This is a genomic window from Streptococcus pseudopneumoniae (assembly GCF_001072375.1).
In the GTDB taxonomy this organism is placed as follows: Bacteria; Bacillota; Bacilli; order Lactobacillales; family Streptococcaceae; genus Streptococcus; species Streptococcus pseudopneumoniae_L.
The window spans coordinates 19,353-35,826 of sequence record NZ_JVKV01000105.1; the positions used below are offsets into that span (position 1 = coordinate 19,353).

The 16,474-nt window shown below is 38.3% G+C and carries 13 protein-coding genes; all 13 read left to right on the forward strand.

The annotated features are described in order from the left end of the window. The first annotated feature begins 25 nt into the window (after positions 1 to 25). Positions 26 to 1,501 (forward strand): PTS galactitol transporter subunit IIC, encoded by a 1,476-nt coding sequence (locus ADH31_RS08680; RefSeq protein WP_045763399.1) that lies wholly within the window; start codon positions 26 to 28, stop codon positions 1,499 to 1,501. Between the two features lie 102 nt (positions 1,502 to 1,603). Beyond that, positions 1,604 to 2,497: an aldose 1-epimerase family protein gene (locus ADH31_RS09795; protein WP_000571452.1), complete on the forward strand. Its 894-nt coding sequence runs from the start codon at positions 1,604 to 1,606 to the stop codon at positions 2,495 to 2,497. 256 nt (positions 2,498 to 2,753) lie between these two features. Next, positions 2,754 to 3,179 carry a galactose-6-phosphate isomerase subunit LacA gene (gene lacA, locus ADH31_RS08690; protein ID WP_000029280.1) on the forward strand — a complete coding sequence of 142 codons (426 nt, stop codon included), beginning with the start codon at positions 2,754 to 2,756 and terminating at the stop codon, positions 3,177 to 3,179. 30 nt (positions 3,180 to 3,209) lie between these two features. Further along, complete coding sequence (gene lacB / locus ADH31_RS08695; protein ID WP_001216925.1) at positions 3,210 to 3,725, forward strand: galactose-6-phosphate isomerase subunit LacB; 516 nt, start codon at positions 3,210 to 3,212, stop codon at positions 3,723 to 3,725. Between the two features lie 10 nt (positions 3,726 to 3,735). Continuing rightward, complete coding sequence (locus ADH31_RS08700; RefSeq protein ID WP_049510211.1) at positions 3,736 to 4,665, forward strand: tagatose-6-phosphate kinase; 930 nt, start codon at positions 3,736 to 3,738, stop codon at positions 4,663 to 4,665. A 1-nt stretch (position 4,666) separates the two neighbouring features. After that, on the forward strand, positions 4,667 to 5,647 hold the full coding sequence (gene lacD, locus ADH31_RS08705) for a tagatose-bisphosphate aldolase (protein WP_049510213.1): 981 nt from the start codon (positions 4,667 to 4,669) through the stop codon (positions 5,645 to 5,647). A gap of 231 nt (positions 5,648 to 5,878) precedes the next feature. After that, positions 5,879 to 6,715: a PRD domain-containing protein gene (locus ADH31_RS08710; RefSeq protein WP_049510215.1), complete on the forward strand. Its 837-nt coding sequence runs from the start codon at positions 5,879 to 5,881 to the stop codon at positions 6,713 to 6,715. A gap of 34 nt (positions 6,716 to 6,749) precedes the next feature. Beyond that, a complete protein-coding gene (locus ADH31_RS08715) occupies positions 6,750 to 7,067 on the forward strand; it encodes a PTS lactose/cellobiose transporter subunit IIA (RefSeq protein ID WP_045763395.1) in 318 nt (105 codons plus the stop codon). Continuing rightward, positions 7,067 to 8,758, forward strand: a complete 1,692-nt coding sequence (locus ADH31_RS08720; RefSeq protein WP_049510216.1) for a lactose-specific PTS transporter subunit EIIC — start codon at positions 7,067 to 7,069, stop codon at positions 8,756 to 8,758. The genes ADH31_RS08715 and ADH31_RS08720 overlap by 1 nt, the downstream gene beginning before the upstream one ends. A gap of 406 nt (positions 8,759 to 9,164) precedes the next feature. Further along, positions 9,165 to 10,571 carry a 6-phospho-beta-galactosidase gene (gene lacG, locus ADH31_RS08725; protein ID WP_049510218.1) on the forward strand — a complete coding sequence of 469 codons (1,407 nt, stop codon included), beginning with the start codon at positions 9,165 to 9,167 and terminating at the stop codon, positions 10,569 to 10,571. 347 nt (positions 10,572 to 10,918) lie between these two features. Further along, positions 10,919 to 13,999, forward strand: coding sequence for a pneumococcal-type histidine triad protein (locus ADH31_RS08730; protein WP_049510220.1), 3,081 nt, complete (start codon positions 10,919 to 10,921; stop codon positions 13,997 to 13,999). 228 nt (positions 14,000 to 14,227) lie between these two features. Further along, on the forward strand, positions 14,228 to 15,157 hold the full coding sequence (locus tag ADH31_RS08735) for a metal ABC transporter solute-binding protein, Zn/Mn family (RefSeq protein WP_049510221.1): 930 nt from the start codon (positions 14,228 to 14,230) through the stop codon (positions 15,155 to 15,157). 7 nt (positions 15,158 to 15,164) lie between these two features. Further along, positions 15,165 to 16,474: pneumococcal-type histidine triad protein (locus tag ADH31_RS08740; protein WP_049510222.1), on the forward strand; the 1,310-nt coding region annotated here is incomplete at its 3' end.

The window sequence follows — 16,474 nt, forward strand, 5'->3', positions numbered from 1 at the left end:
CCATAAAAATAAAGGGAGGAAAATTATGGATATCATTATCGAACTAGCCAATAAGCTGTTCAAACCTATCTTGGAAATGGGTGGACCGATCATCATGCTGATCATTTTGACATTATTGGCTCTACTTTTTGGAGTGAAATTCTCCAAAGCGCTTGAAGGTGGTATCAAACTTGCCATCGCTCTTACTGGTATCGGTGCTATCATCGGTATGTTAAATGGTGCTTTCTCAGCGTCTCTTGCAAAATTCGTTGAAAACACTGGTATTCAATTGAATATTACCGACGTTGGTTGGGCACCACTTGCTACAATCACTTGGGGTTCAGCTTGGACACTTTACTTCTTGCTTGTGATGTTGATCGTCAACATTGTAATGCTTGCAATGAAGAAAACTGATACACTTGACGTCGATATCTTTGATATCTGGCACTTGTCTATCACAGGTCTTTTGATCAAATGGTACGCTGACAACAATGGAGTTAGCCAAGGAGTTTCACTCTTCATCGCGACTGCAGCAGTTGTTCTTGTTGGGGTTCTTAAAATCATCAACTCTGACTTGATGAAACCAACATTTGATGACCTTCTTAACGCACCAAGTTCATCACCAATGACTTCAACTCACATGAACTACATGATGAACCCAGTTATCATGGTTTTGGATAAGATTTTTGATAAACTCTTCCCAGGTCTTGATAAATACGACTTTGACGCTGCTAAATTGAATAAACGAATCGGTTTCTGGGGATCTAAATTCTTCATCGGTTTCATCCTTGGTATCGTTATCGGTTTGATGGGAACTCCACATCCAGTTCCTGGTGTTGAAGGTGCTGATAAATGGGAACTTGTTATTAAAGGTTGGTTGTCACTTGGTTTGACTGCCGGTGTCTGCTTGGAGCTCTTCTCATTGATCGGTTCATGGTTCATCGCAGCCGTAGAACCACTTTCACAAGGTATTACAAACGTTGCTACTAAACGTCTTCAAGGACGTAAATTCAATATCGGTCTTGACTGGCCATTTATCGCTGGTCGTGCTGAAATCTGGGCTTGTGCTAACGTACTTGCACCAATCATGTTGGTTGAAGCAGTGCTTCTTTCAAATGTCGGAAATGGTATCTTGCCACTTGCTGGTATCATTGCAATGGGTGTAACTCCAGCTCTCTTGGTAGTTACTCGTGGTAAATTGCTTCGTATGATTATCTTCGGAACACTCTTGTTGCCACTCTTCCTTCTTTCAGGTACACTTATCGCACCATTTGCAACAGAACTTGCTAAAGGTGTAGGTGCCTTCCCAGAAGGTGTAAGCCAAACTCAATTGATTACTCACTCAACTCTTGAAGGACCAATCGAAAAACTATTTGGTTGGGCAATTGGTAACGCTACAACTGGTGATATCAAAGCTATCCTTGGCGCATTAGTATTCCTAGTATTCTACGTTGGTATCTTTGCATGGTACAGAAAACAAATGATCAAACGTAATGAAGAATACGCAGCAAACGCAAAATAATTCGCTCCTAAAAATGTAAATTGTAAAAACTAGGTTGTCAGTTTCCAAATCTGGAGTCGACAGCCTAGTTTTTTTAAGCCTAAATAAATGAAGGTAATTCTAATGATTGAATTAAAAACAGAACAGTTAAGTGTGCAGTTTCAAACTTTTGGTGGTGCACTTTCTTCAATAAAAGACAAAGATGGAATTGAGTATTTGTGGCAAGGAGATCCAACTTACTGGAGTGGACAAGCACCGGTTCTATTTCCAATTTGTGGATCCGTTAGAAATGATACTGTCTTGTATGAGCATGAAGATGGTAGTCAAGTAGCAGGTAAAATTCCACGTCATGGTTTGGTTCGAAAAAAAGAATTTGAATTAGTAGAACAAACAGAGAACTCTGTCACCTTTGCTATCGAAGATGACCAAGAAATGTATGAGAACTATCCCTATCATTTTCGTCTAGAAATAACTTATACTGTTACTGGAAAGACTATTCGTACACAGTATCAAGTTACCAATAAGGAAACAGATAAGAAAATGCCTTACTTTATTGGTGGACATCCAGGATTTAACTGTCCTTTATTTGATGATGAAGCTTATGAAGACTACTATCTTGAATTTGAAAAGCCAGAAACTTGTACAGTTCCAAAACCATTCCCAGAAACAGGGATGTTGGATTTTCAAGATAGAAGTAGCTGGTTAAAAAATCAAAAAGAATTGGATCTAAACTATGATTTCTTTAGCTATGATGCTGTGACGTTAGATGAGTTAGCCTCTCGCTCTGTTTCCTTACGATCACGTAGGCATGATAAGGGATTAAAACTAGACTTTAAAGAGTTTCCAAACCTCATCGTTTGGTCAACGCTCAATAAAGGTCCCTTCCTTGCTTTGGAACCATGGTCAGGTTTGTCAACATCACTTGAAGAGGGCGATCATCTAGAAGACAAGAAAAATGTTCGAATCTTAAATCCAGGTCAAAGTGATCAAATTGGTTTTGATATAGAAATTTTCTAAAAAATAAACAAAAACAAACATAAACTGTTGACTTTTTTAAACAATAGTAGTATATTATGTTTAGAAAGAACAATTTGTGTTTGTTTTAACAAGTTATTCTTCCAATTTCTCCAAGGAGAAGTTACAAAGAGTGATTAGATGAATCATTCTTAAACTAAATAGTCAACAAAAACTACCAGTAACTACTTGGTGATGGTCATTTTCTTTCCATAACCAAAATATTTTTACTGGTCTATATAAAAAAGGAGTATACAATATGTCTATTGTTATTGGTGCAGATGCTGCAGGTTTGAGATTGAAAGAAGTCGTTAAAGATTTCTTGGAAAAAGAAAACTTCCACGTTGTGGATGTTACAGCTGAAGGTCAAGACTTCGTTGATGTAACTCTTGCAGTTGCTGAAGAAGTTAAAAAAGAAGAACAAAACCTTGGTATTGTCATTGATGCTTATGGTGCCGGTCCATTTATGGTTGCTACTAAAATCAAGGGAATGGTTGCTGCAGAAGTATCTGACGAACGTTCAGCCTATATGACTCGTGGTCACAACAACTCACGTATGATTACTATGGGTGCTCAACTCGTTGGTGATGAATTGGCTAAAAACATTGCTAAAGGCTTTGTAAATGGTAAGTATGACGGCGGTCGTCACCAAATTCGTGTCGATATGTTGAACAAAATGTGCTAATTTTTATAACGAAAGAAAGGTAAGATAAAAATGAGAATTGCAATTGGATGTGACCACATCGTAACTAATGAAAAAATGGCGGTTTCAGAATTTTTGAAATCAAAAGGACATGAAGTCATTGACTTTGGTACTTATGACCACGCTCGTACTCACTACCCAATCTTTGGTAAAAAAGTTGGTGAAGCAGTAGTTAGTGGCCAAGCTGATCTTGGTGTATGTATCTGTGGTACTGGTGTAGGTATCAATAACGCTGTTAACAAAGTTCCAGGTGTTCGTTCTGCTTTGGTTCGTGATATGACAACAGCTCTTTACGCTAAAGAACAATTGAATGCCAACGTTATCGGATTTGGTGGTAAAATCACTGGTGAATTGCTTATGTGCGATATCATTGAAGCTTTCATCAACGCTGAATACAAACCATCTGAAGAAAATAAAAAATTGATCGCTAAAATCCAACATGTTGAAACTCATAACGATCATCAAACAGATGCCAACTTCTTTACAGAATTCCTTGAAAAATGGGATCGCGGTGAATACCACGACTAAGAGGTGACTCATGATTTTAACAGTCACAATGAACCCATCCATTGATATTTCCTATCCTTTGGATGAATTGAAAATCGACACTGTCAACCGTGTTGTCGATGTTACGAAAACAGCGGGTGGTAAAGGTCTTAATGTTACACGAGTTCTATCAGAATTTGGTGATTCTGTAGTCGCAACTGGACTTGTTGGTGGTAAACTAGGTGATTTTTTAGTAGAAAATATTGATGATAAAGTAAGCAAACGTTTCTTCTCTATTCAAGGTGAAACCCGTAACTGTATCGCAATTCTACATGGAGAAAACCAAACTGAAATTCTTGAAAAAGGTCCTGAAGTTCAAGAACAAGAAGGTCAAGATTTCTTGGCTCATTTCAAGGAACTTTTAGAGACTGTAGAGGTAGTAGCCATTTCAGGTAGTCTACCGGCAGGACTTCCTGTTGACTATTATGCTAGTCTAGTTGAACTTGCTAACCAAGCTGGTAAACCTGTTGTCTTGGACTGTTCAGGAGCTGCACTTCAGGCGGTTCTTGAATCTCCACATAAACCAACGGTTATCAAACCAAATAATGAAGAATTGTCTCAACTTTTGGGTAGAGAAATTTCTAAAGATTTGGATGAATTAAAAGAGGTTCTTCAAGAGCCCCTATTTGAAGGAATTGAGTGGATCATCGTTTCCTTAGGTGCTAATGGTGCCTTTGCAAAACACGGGGACACTTTCTATAAAGTGGATATTCCAAAAATTCAAGTTGTAAATCCAGTTGGTTCTGGCGATTCTACTGTTGCAGGTATTGCTTCAGGATTGTTCCATAAAGAATCTGATCAAGAATTACTGACCAAGGCGAATGTCCTTGGTATGCTAAATGCTCAAGAAAAAATGACCGGTCATGTCAATATGGCTAACTATCAAGGCCTATATGACCAACTAGTAGTGAAAGAGGTATAAAATGGTTTTAACAGAAAATAAACGTGCATGTTTGGAAAAACTCTCTGATGAGAATGGTATCATCTCAGCTCTTGCTTTTGACCAACGTGGTGCTTTGAAACGCCTTATGGCTCAATACCAAACAGAAGAGCCAACAGTAGCTCAAATGGAAGAACTTAAAGTGTTAGTTGCGGATGAATTGACAAAATACGCTTCATCAATGCTTCTTGACCCTGAATATGGCCTTCCAGCAACCAAAGCTCTTGCTCCAAATGCAGGTCTTCTCCTTGCTTATGAAAAAACTGGATACGACACAACAAGCACAAAACGTTTGCCAGACTGCTTGGATGTTTGGTCTGCAAAACGTATTAAAGAACAAGGTGCAGATGCCGTTAAGTTCTTGCTTTACTATGACGTAGATAGCTCTGACGAACTCAACCAACAAAAACAAGCCTACATCGAACGTATTGGTTCTGAGTGTGTAGCTGAAGACATTCCATTCTTCCTTGAAATCTTGGCTTACGATGAAAAGATTGCGGATGCAGGTTCTGCTGAATACGCTAAAGTAAAACCACACAAGGTTATTGGTGCGATGAAGGTCTTCTCAGATCCACGCTTTAACATCGATGTCTTGAAAGTAGAAGTTCCAGTTAACGTGAAATACGTTGAAGGCTTTGGTGATGGCGAAATCGTGCATACACGTGAAGAAGCAGCTGCATTCTTTAAAGCTCAAGATGAAGCAACAAATCTTCCTTACATCTACTTGAGTGCTGGTGTATCCGCTAAGCTCTTCCAAGAAACTCTTGTCTTTGCTCACGAATCAGGTGCAAACTTCAACGGAGTTCTTTGTGGACGTGCAACATGGGCTGGATCAGTTGAAGCTTACATCAAAGATGGTGAAGCGGCAGCTCGCGAATGGCTTCGTACAACTGGTTTTGAAAACATCGATGAACTTAATAAGGTTCTTCAAACAACAGCTACTTCATGGACTGAACGTGTGTAAACTTCCCCCCTTTATGTCCTAAAACCTAGCATAAAATTTTAAAAAAAGTTGTATGTAAAGGTTTACAAAAAATCATTCTTGTGATATACTAAAGTCACAAGTTAATACAAAGTGAGTGTTACTAAGTAATATTAGGCATGATCACAGATGACTCAGATGTATGTTTTCTGAGTTCATTTGTGGTCATTTTTTATGCTCACAAAACTTAAATAATAGGGCAAGGAGGTTGCCATGTATCGGATATTAAATCCAATGAATAACAATGTTTCTCTCGTGCGTAATAGTAAGGGAGAGGAGTTGATCGTAATTGGTAAGGGTATTTCGTTCGGTAAGAAGAAGGGAGATTTGATTTCTGAGGATCAGGTTGAAAAAGTTTTCCGGATGAAAACGGAAGAGTCGCGAGAAAATTTTATGGCTCTTCTCAAGGATGTACCGCTTGATTTTATTACGGTCACTTATGAGATAATTGATAATCTTTCTAAAAAATATCAATATCCTGTCCAAGAGTATCTATACGTCACTCTGACAGACCATATCTATTGTTCTTATCAGGCTATTAGCCAAGGGCGTTATAAGGACAGCAATTTGCCTGATATTTCTGCAAAATATCCTATCGCTTTTCAAATTGCACAAGAAGCTTTTGAAATTTATCGTCAAAAACTGACAGAAAATTTTCCTGAGGACGAGATCATTCGTATCGCTTATCACTTCATCAATGCAGAAGGTGAAAATGAAGTTGAAGTTGTTGAGTCGATTGATAAGAGAAAGGAAATTTTAAAGAGAGTTGAAAGCGTTTTGAAGAGTTATAAAATCCAGCGAACACCTGAAAATAATAATTTCTACGATCGCTTTATGATTCATCTCAATTATTTCTTGGATTATCTGGATCGTAGTCGCGATGATAATCAATCCTTGCTCGATATGGAAGAACATATAAAGAATACCTATCCAGAAGCATTCGAAATTGGTAGCAAAATTTATGAAGTCATTGCACAGGAAACTGGTCTTGACCTCTACAAGAGTGAACGAGTTTATCTTGTTCTACACATTCAACGTTTATTGTCATAACATCTACTAAAAAATATATAAGGAGTATTCTATCATGAATAGAGAAGAAGTAACATTGTTAGGTTTTGAAATCGTAGCCTATGCTGGCGATGCTCGTTCAAAATTATTGGAAGCTTTGAAGGCTGCTGAAGCTGGTGATTTTGCGAAAGCGGATAGCTTAGTTGAGGAAGCTGGTAGCTGTATCGCTGAAGCACACCACGCGCAAACGAGTCTTTTAACCAAGGAAGCTGCAGGTGATGATTTGGCTTATAGCGTGACCATGATGCATGGCCAAGATCACTTGATGACAACTATCTTGCTAAAAGATTTGATGCACCACTTAATTGAACTTTATAAAAGAGGAGCTAAATAATGAATAAGTTAATTGCCTATATCGAGAAAGGGAAGCCTTTCTTTGAAAAACTATCTCGAAATATCTATCTTCGTGCTATTCGGGATGGATTTATCGCAGGAATGCCAGTCATTCTCTTCTCAAGTATTTTTATCTTGATTGCTTTTGTTCCAAACTCTTGGGGCTTTAAATGGTCTGATGAAGTAGTAGCACTTTTGATGAAACCTTACAGCTACTCTATGGGGATTCTAGCAGTCTTGGTAGCTGGAACCACTGCTAAATCTTTAACAGACTCAGTTAACCGTAGTATGGAGAAAACCAATCAAATCAACTATATGTCAACGCTCTTAGCAGCTATTGTTGGTTTGCTGATGTTAGCAGCTGATCCAATCGAGGGTGGCTTTGCAACTGGTTTTCTTGGAACAAAAGGTTTGCTTTCTGCCTTTCTTGCAGCATTTGTAACTGTAGCTATCTATAAGGTTTGTGTCAAGAACAACGTTACTATTCGCATGCCTGACGAAGTTCCACCAAATATCTCACAAGTCTTTAAAGATGTTATTCCATTTACTCTTTCAGTAGTTTCGCTTTATGCTCTTGACTTGCTCGCTCGTCAGTTTGTCGGTGCAAGTGTAGCAGAATCAATCGGTAAATTCTTTGCACCATTATTCTCTGCAGCTGATGGCTATCTTGGTATTACCATTATCTTTGGTGCTTTTGCCTTCTTCTGGTTTGTCGGTATTCACGGCCCATCTATCGTTGAACCTGCCATTGCAGCGATTACTTATGCAAATGCCGAAGTCAACTTGAACCTTCTTCAACAAGGTATGCACGCTGATAAGATCCTTACATCTGGTACACAAATGTTTATCGTCACTATGGGTGGTACAGGAGCAACTCTTGTAGTTCCATTCATGTTTATGTGGTTGTGTAAGTCTAAGCGTAATCGTGCCATCGGACGTGTTTCAGTAGTTCCTACCTTCTTCGGTGTAAATGAACCAATCTTGTTTGGTGCACCACTTGTTTTGAACCCAATCTTCTTTATCCCATTCATCTTTGCACCTATTGCAAACGTATGGATCTTCAAATTCTTTATTGAAACGCTTGGCATGAACTCATTTACTGCCAATCTTCCATGGACTACACCAGGACCTCTTGGTATTATCCTTGGTACAAACTTCCAGTTCTTGTCATTTGCTCTTGCAGCATTGTTAATCGTAGTGGATATTGCAATCTACTATCCATTCCTTAAAGTTTATGACGAACAAATTCTAGAAGAAGAACGTTCTGGTAAAGCCAACGATGAATTAAAAGAAAAAGTTGCAGCAAACTTTAATACTGCTAAAGCTGATGCTATCCTTGAAAAAGCTGGAATAGAATCAGCACAAAATACAATTACAGAAGAAACAAACGTACTCGTTCTCTGTGCAGGTGGTGGAACAAGTGGACTTCTTGCAAATGCTTTGAATAAAGCCGCAGTAGAATACAATGTTCCAGTTAAAGCTGCAGCAGGTGGCTATGGAGCCCACCGTGAAATGTTACCAGAATTTGACCTTGTTATCCTTGCTCCTCAAGTAGCATCAAACTATGAGGACATGAAGGCTGAAACAGATAAACTTGGAATCAAATTGGCTAAGACTGAAGGAGCTCAATACATCAAGTTGACTCGTGATGGTAAAGGTGCTCTAGCCTTTGTTCAAGCGCAATTCGATTGATGATAGGGACTGTAAAACAGTCTCCTATCATCACGGAAATCGCTATGGCGAATTTCCTAATCGCCTTGTTAATTCGTCGGTAAAAAGATATCGTTTTTACCTCCTCATGTCACAATTCGACTAACCTTAGGGACTGTAAAACAGACTCCTATCATCATGGAAATCGCTATGGCGAATTTCCTAATCGCTTTGTTAATTCGTCGGTAAAAAAATATCGTTTTTACCTCCTTGAGTCACAATTCGACTGACCTTTGGGGACTGAAAAAGAGTCTCCGATTATATATTTGTTTTCCCCCTTTATGTCACTATTTGGTGACTTGGTACAAGAAGTGAGATGGAGATGGATGGCTCACTAACTCCTCTCCCCTCACTTTTCATTTAATACAATCAAGAAATAGGTGAAAAAATGACAAAAACACTTCCTAAAGATTTTATTTTTGGTGGGGCAACGGCTGCCTATCAAGCGGAAGGAGCTACCCATACTGACGGAAAAGGACCAGTTGCTTGGGACAAATACTTAGCTGATAACTATTGGTATACAGCAGAACCAGCAAGCGATTTCTACCATAAATATCCAGTAGATCTTCAGTTAGCTGAAGAGTATGGCGTCAATGGTATTCGTATTTCAATCGCTTGGTCACGTATTTTCCCAACTGGTTATGGTGAAGTAAATCCAAAAGGGGTAGAATTCTATCATAACTTATTTGCAGAATGTCATAAACGCCATGTAGAACCGTTCGTTACTCTTCATCACTTTGATACACCTGAAGCTCTTCACTCAAATGGAGACTTCTTAAATCGTGAAAACATTGAACACTTTGTAGATTATGCTGCCTTCTGTTTTGAAGAATTCCCAGAAGTAAACTACTGGACAACCTTTAATGAAATTGGACCAATCGGTGACGGTCAATACTTAGTCGGTAAATTCCCACCAGGTATTCAATATGACCTTGCGAAAGTCTTCCAATCCCACCACAATATGATGGTTTCTCATGCTCGTGCTGTGAAATTGTACAAAGACAAAGGCTATAAAGGTGAAATCGGTGTTGTTCACGCACTGCCAACCAAGTATCCTTTAGATCCTAAAAATCCAGCAGATGTTCGTGCAGCTGAGTTGGAAGATATTATTCACAATAAATTTATCTTGGATGCAACTTATCTAGGTCGCTATTCAGCTGAAACGATGGAAGGTGTCAACCATATCTTATCAGTCAATGGTGGTAGCTTAGATCTTCGTGAAGAAGATTTCGAAGTATTAGAAGCCGCAAAAGACTTGAATGACTTCCTTGGAATTAACTACTACATGAGTGACTGGATGGAAGCCTTTGATGGTGAAACTGAGATCATCCACAATGGTAAAGGAGAAAAAGGAAGCTCTAAATACCAAATCAAAGGTGTTGGACGTCGTGTAGCTCCTGACTATGTACCTCGTACTGACTGGGACTGGATCATCTACCCTCAAGGTTTGTATGATCAAATCATGCGTGTTAAGAAAGATTATCCAAACTACAAGAAGATCTACATCACTGAAAACGGACTTGGATATAAAGATGAATTTGTGGACAACACTGTTTACGATGATGGCCGTATTGATTATGTGAAACAACACTTGGAAGTATTGTCTGATGCGATTGCAGAAGGTGCGAACGTCAAAGGATACTTCATATGGTCATTGATGGACGTCTTCTCATGGTCTAATGGTTATGAAAAACGCTATGGTCTCTTCTATGTGGACTTTGAAACGCAAGAACGCTATCCAAAGAAATCAGCCCATTGGTACAAGAAATTAGCTGAGACACAGATTATTGAATAAGCTAATCAAAGAATAAAAATAGCTTATCGTTACTGATATACATAATATGGGATTTAGTTTTGCATAGATCAGGACTAAATCCTTTTTATCTAGATTTTACCTGAAAGTCAAAAAAATTCTTGACAGATTTATGTGATAGGAGTAAAATCTTAACTAGTTAAATAACCGGTTAATTATATAAGAAACTAACTCACTCGATCAAATCTTGTTAGATAAATAGAAAATAGAAGGAGGAGTTTTAAAAGTGATTTCGTTTTTCAGTTATATAATTAACCAGTTAAGGAAGTTCTTTAGGAAAAAGTGTAGTTCTTTATTTAACGAATAAATGAAATAGGAAGTGTGTTTAGATGAAAATCAATAAAAAATATGTTCTTGGTTCGGTAGCTCTTTTAGCATTAAGCCTTTCCAGTTATGAACTGGGGCGTTTCCAAGCGGTACAGACTAGCAAAGAGCCTAATCGTGTGGCTTATATAGAAGGGAATCAGGCTAGTACTAAGTCTGAAAATCTGACGCCAGATGAAGTTAGTCGGCGAGAGGGGATCAATGCTGAACAAATTGTTGTTAAAATTACTGATCAAGGTTATGTGACCTCTCATGGAGATCATTATCATTACTATAATGGCAAGGTTCCTTATGACGCTATCATCAGTGAAGAACTGCTGATGAAAGATCCGAATTATCAGTTGAAGTATTCAGACATTGTCAATGAAATCAAGGGTGGCTATGTGATTAAGGTAGACGGGAAATACTATGTTTACCTTAAGGATGCGGCTCATGCGGACAATATTCGTACAAAAGAAGAGATTAAACGTCAGAAGCAGGAACATAGTAGTAATCACGGGGCTGGTTCTAACGATCAAGCAGTAGTTGCAGCCAGAGCTCAAGGACGCTATACAACGGATGATGGGTATATCTTTAATGCCTCTGATATCATAGAAGATACAGGTGATGCCTATATCGTTCCTCATGGCAATCACTTCCACTATATTCCTAAGAGTGATTTGTCTGCCAGTGAATTAGCTGCTGCCCAGGCCTTCTTATCTGGAAAAGGCGGTCAATTAAGTACGGTTGAATATCGTTCAAGCAGAGGAGAAACAAGATCTAGTGTGAGAACTAGTCCATCTGAAACTCCTCAAAATCCTGCAACAGCTCCGGAGAGTGAAAATGAGGATTTAGCTAGTCTCCTTCAAGAATTGTACGCTTTGCCACTTAGCCAACGTCATGTGGAGTCTGATGGATTAGTATTTGACCCAGCACAGATTACAAAACGTACTGCAAATGGTGTGGCAGTTCCTCACGGAGATCATTTCCATTTCATTCCGTATTCGCAAATGTCTGCTTTGGAAGAAAAATTGGCTCGAAATCTGCCAATTGGAGGTCAGCCAATTCAAAGTCATGCTGATAATCCGAAACCAAGCAGTTCTGAGAAACCAAGTTCAACCATTAAACCAAACTTTAATCTCAATACGCCGGCACCGAATCGAGGAACTGGAGGAGCCTATACAACGGATGATGGGTATGTCTTTAGTCCGACAGATGTGATTGAAGATACAGGAGACGCTTTTGTTGTACCGCACGGCAATCATTTCCACTATATCCCTAAGAGTGATTTGTCAGCAAGAGAATTGGCTGCTGCCCAAGCTTATTGGAATGGTAAACAAGGCGCACATTCCTCTACAAGTTCAAGTAAACCAAGTAGTGATAATTCTAAGCAAGCTCAACCAAGTTTGACAGAGACTCCAAATCTGACTGTCACCCCAACTTATCATCAAAATCAAGGGGAAGACATTTCAACACTTTTAAGTGAATTGTATGCCAAACCTTTATCAGAACGCCATGTGGAATCGGATGGTCTAGTCTTTGATCCGGCACAAATCATCAAACGTACAGCTAACGGTGTAGCAGTGCCCCATGGAGACCATTATCACTTTATCCCTTATTCACAAATGTCTGATTTAGAGCAGAAGATTGCAAGAATGATTCCGTTAAAAGGGCAAAATGGATTAAACGAAATTGTTACAGATATTAAACCTTTAGCATCAAAAGAGGTAGTTCATAAGTTCTTAGGACAACCAATCAAAGCTTATGGAAAAGGTTTAGATGGCAAACCTTATGATACGAGCGATGGATATATATTTACCAAAGATTCAATCGATTCTGTTGATAAATCAGGTGTTATTGCCAAACACGGAGATCATTTCCATTATATGGGATATGGTGAATTAGAACAATTCGAATTGGATGAAGTTGCCAAATGGATTCAAGAAACTGGTAAAAATCCAGATTCCATCGTTTCTTCAGTACACTCAGATGAGGAGGAAAGACCAAAGTTTGATTATAAAAAAGTAACTAATAAAATTTCTAGAAATAGTAAAGTTGGTTATATAATTAATGAAGGTGGTAAAGATTATTTTTATTCACGTGAAGAACTCGATCTTACTCAAATAGCTTTTTCTGAGCAGGAACTAATGCTTAAAGATAAAGATAATTATCGTTATGATATTGTAGAAACAGAAATTAAACCAAGATTAGCTGTTGATGTATCTAGCTTGCCTATGCATGCAGCCAATACTACGTATGATACTGGAACTTCTTTCATTATTCCGCATATCGATCACATTCACGTCGTACCTTATTCTTGGTTAAATAGTGAGCAAATAGCAACTATAAAATATGTAATGCAACATCCTGATGTGCGTCCTGAAGTTTGGTCAAAACCAGGTCATGATGATGCTGGATCTGTTATTGCTAATGTAACTCCTCTTGAAAAACGTCCTGGAATGCAGAACTGGCAAATTATCCATTCTGCTGAAGAAGTTCAGAAAGCTCTTGCAGAAGGTCGATTTGCAACTCCTGATGGATATATTTTTGATCCTCAGGATGTATTGGCAAAGGGAACTTATATTTGGGCAGATAAATCTTTCAGTATTCCAAAATCTAGTGGTGATTCATTGAGAAGTATCACTAAATCCGACTTATCAGAAGTAGAGTGGAAACAAGCTCAAGAGTTGATAGCTAAAAGAATGAAAGAAAAAGAATCCCAAAATGGGACGTTTACGAATAATAATGAAGAATTAAAACCTGATTCAAACAATCTTAAAAATAGTGATAAAAATAAGACTGATGTAGATAAAACTGAGGAGCAACCGAAGAATAATATAGGTGTAAATGAGACTGGTACAACCAACGAAATTCCTTCAGAAAACAAGGTTGAAGATAAAGAAAACTCCAAAGAAGAAAGTGATGATGATTTACCAGACTACGGATTGGATAAAGTAACTTTAAATGAACATATAGAAAAGTTAGCAAAAATTGCACAAATCGATCCTAAGTTTCTAATTTTTCAGCCAGAAGGTGTTCAGTTTTACAATAAAAATGGTGAATTAGTGATGTATGACATTAAGACACTAAAACAAATAAAACCTTAAAATATTTTTATTAATTATAATCTACTCGAAAGGATATTGTTCGATTTTTGATTGAATAATGTCCTTTTCTTTATTAAAAAGCTGAAATTTGCAGTCTTAAAAATTGAATCAAGAAGTTCTAAAAAAATGATTTTATTTTTTACGACTAAAAATCTTGACATATTAAATAAAAAAAGTTAAACTATTTACTAGTTAATTAAATGGTTAAATACTAGTTAAGGAGTTGTTATGAAAAAAAGAAGTATCCTATGGCTTGTGCTTGTCTTCTTTGCTCTTGCCATAGGAGCATGTGGTCAAAAGACCAGTCAAGACAAGAGTGATGAAACTAAGGGGATGAAAATTGTGACCAGTTTTTATCCTATCTATGCCATGGTCAAGGAAGTATCTGGTGACTTGAATGATGTTCGAATGATTCAGTCAAGTAGCGGAATTCACTCCTTTGAACCTTCTGCAAATGATATTGCAGCTATCTATGATGCCGATGTTTTTGTCTATCATTCTCATACACTAGAGTCATGGGCGGGAAGTTTAGATCCAAGCCTGCAAAAATCCAAGGTAAAGGTCTTAGAAGCATCAGAAGGTATGACCTTGGAGCGCGTGCCTGGCTTAGAAGATATGCAGGCAGGAGATGGGATTGATGAGAAAACCTTGTATGATCCTCATACTTGGTTAGATCCTGAAAAAGTTGCTGAAGAAGCACAGATTATTGCTGATAAGTTATCAGAATTAGACAGTGCTAACAAGGATACCTATCAGAAAAACGCACAAAGTTTTAGTGCTAAGGCTCATGACTTAACTAAGAAATACCAACCGATATTTGAAAAGGCTAATCAAAAGACATTTGTGACCCAACACACAGCCTTTTCATATTTGGCAAAACGATTTGGACTTAATCAGCTTGGGATTGCAGGTATCTCTCCTGAACAAGAACCAAGCCCAAGACAATTGACTGAAATCCAGGAATTTGTAAAGACTTATAAGGTCAAAACCATCTTTACAGAGAGCAATGCATCATCTAAGGTAGCGGACACACTTGTCAAATCAACAGGTGTGGGTCTTAAAACCCTCAATCCTTTAGAGGCAGACCCACAAAATGACAAGTCCTACTTGGAAAATCTAGAAGAAAATATGGCTATCTTAGCTGAAGAATTGAAATGAGGAGATTATGAAGATTAATAAAAAATATCTAGCGGGATCTGCAGTGGTCCTTGCCTTAAGTGTCTGTGCTTATGCTTTAAATCAACATCAAGCACCTGAGAAAAAAGATGACAACCGTGTATCCTACGTTGATGGTAAAGAGTCTGAAGCTAAAAAGAATGAAACTCTGACACCAGACCAAGTTAGCAAGAAGGAAGGCATAGAAGCTGAACAGATTGTTACCAAAATCACTGATCAAGGTTATGTGACTTCCCACGGTGACCATTTCCATTATTATAATGGTAAGGTTCCTTATGATGCCATCTTTAGTGAAGAACTGGTTATGAAGGATCCGAACTATCAGTTGCGTGATCAGGATATTGTCAATGAGATTAAAGGTGGCTATATCATCAAAGTGGATGGCAAATACTATGTCTATCTAAAAGATGCAAGCCATGCTGATAATGTTCGTACCAAAGAGCAAATCGAGCAACAAAAACAAGAACATACATCAGATAGTGGCAGTGCAAGTAAGGAAGTTCTTGTTGCCAGAGCACAAGGTAGATATACAACAGATGATGGTTATGTCTTTAATGCTGCAGATATCATAGAAGATACAGGTGATGCCTATATTGTTCCTCATGGTGGGCATTATCACTACGTTCCAAAGAGCGCCTTGTCTTCAAGTGAATTAGCAGCAGCTCAAGCCTATCTAGCTGGAAGAGGAAATCAACCAAGCCTGACGGATTATAAACCAAATCCAAGTGTTACACCAAGTTCTCAAGCCGATAGCCCAGCAATAAACATCCCAGTAGATCAAGAGGATAGTCTCCAAAGTCTTCTCGCTCAGTTATATGCTTTACCAGTTAGTCAACGCTATCAAGAATCTGATGGTTTGGTATTTGACCCAGCTAAAATTACTAGTCGAACACCATCAGGAGTTGCGATTCCACACGGTAATCACTACCATTTCATTCCTTATAGTAGTATGTCTGCTTTGGAGCAAAAAATTGCTCGTTTGATACCACTTGGAGGTGTTCTAACACCAACAAAACCGTTAGAAAATCAAAATAAACCAACAGTTCAGCGTGATCATGAAAATGTAAGTCATAAGAACCATCATGAGGATGAACATGATCATGGCTTTGCCGCTGAGCGTGTGATTAGAGAAGATGAGCAAGGTTTTGTAGTTTCACATGGGGACCATGCCCACTATTTCTTCAAAAAAGATTTGTCAGCAGAGCAGATAAAGGCAGCGCAGGAACATTTGCATGGTCATGGCCGAACAGAAGTTCCAAAAGATAATCAAAACACTCATAAAGAGAATGAAGTGAAACA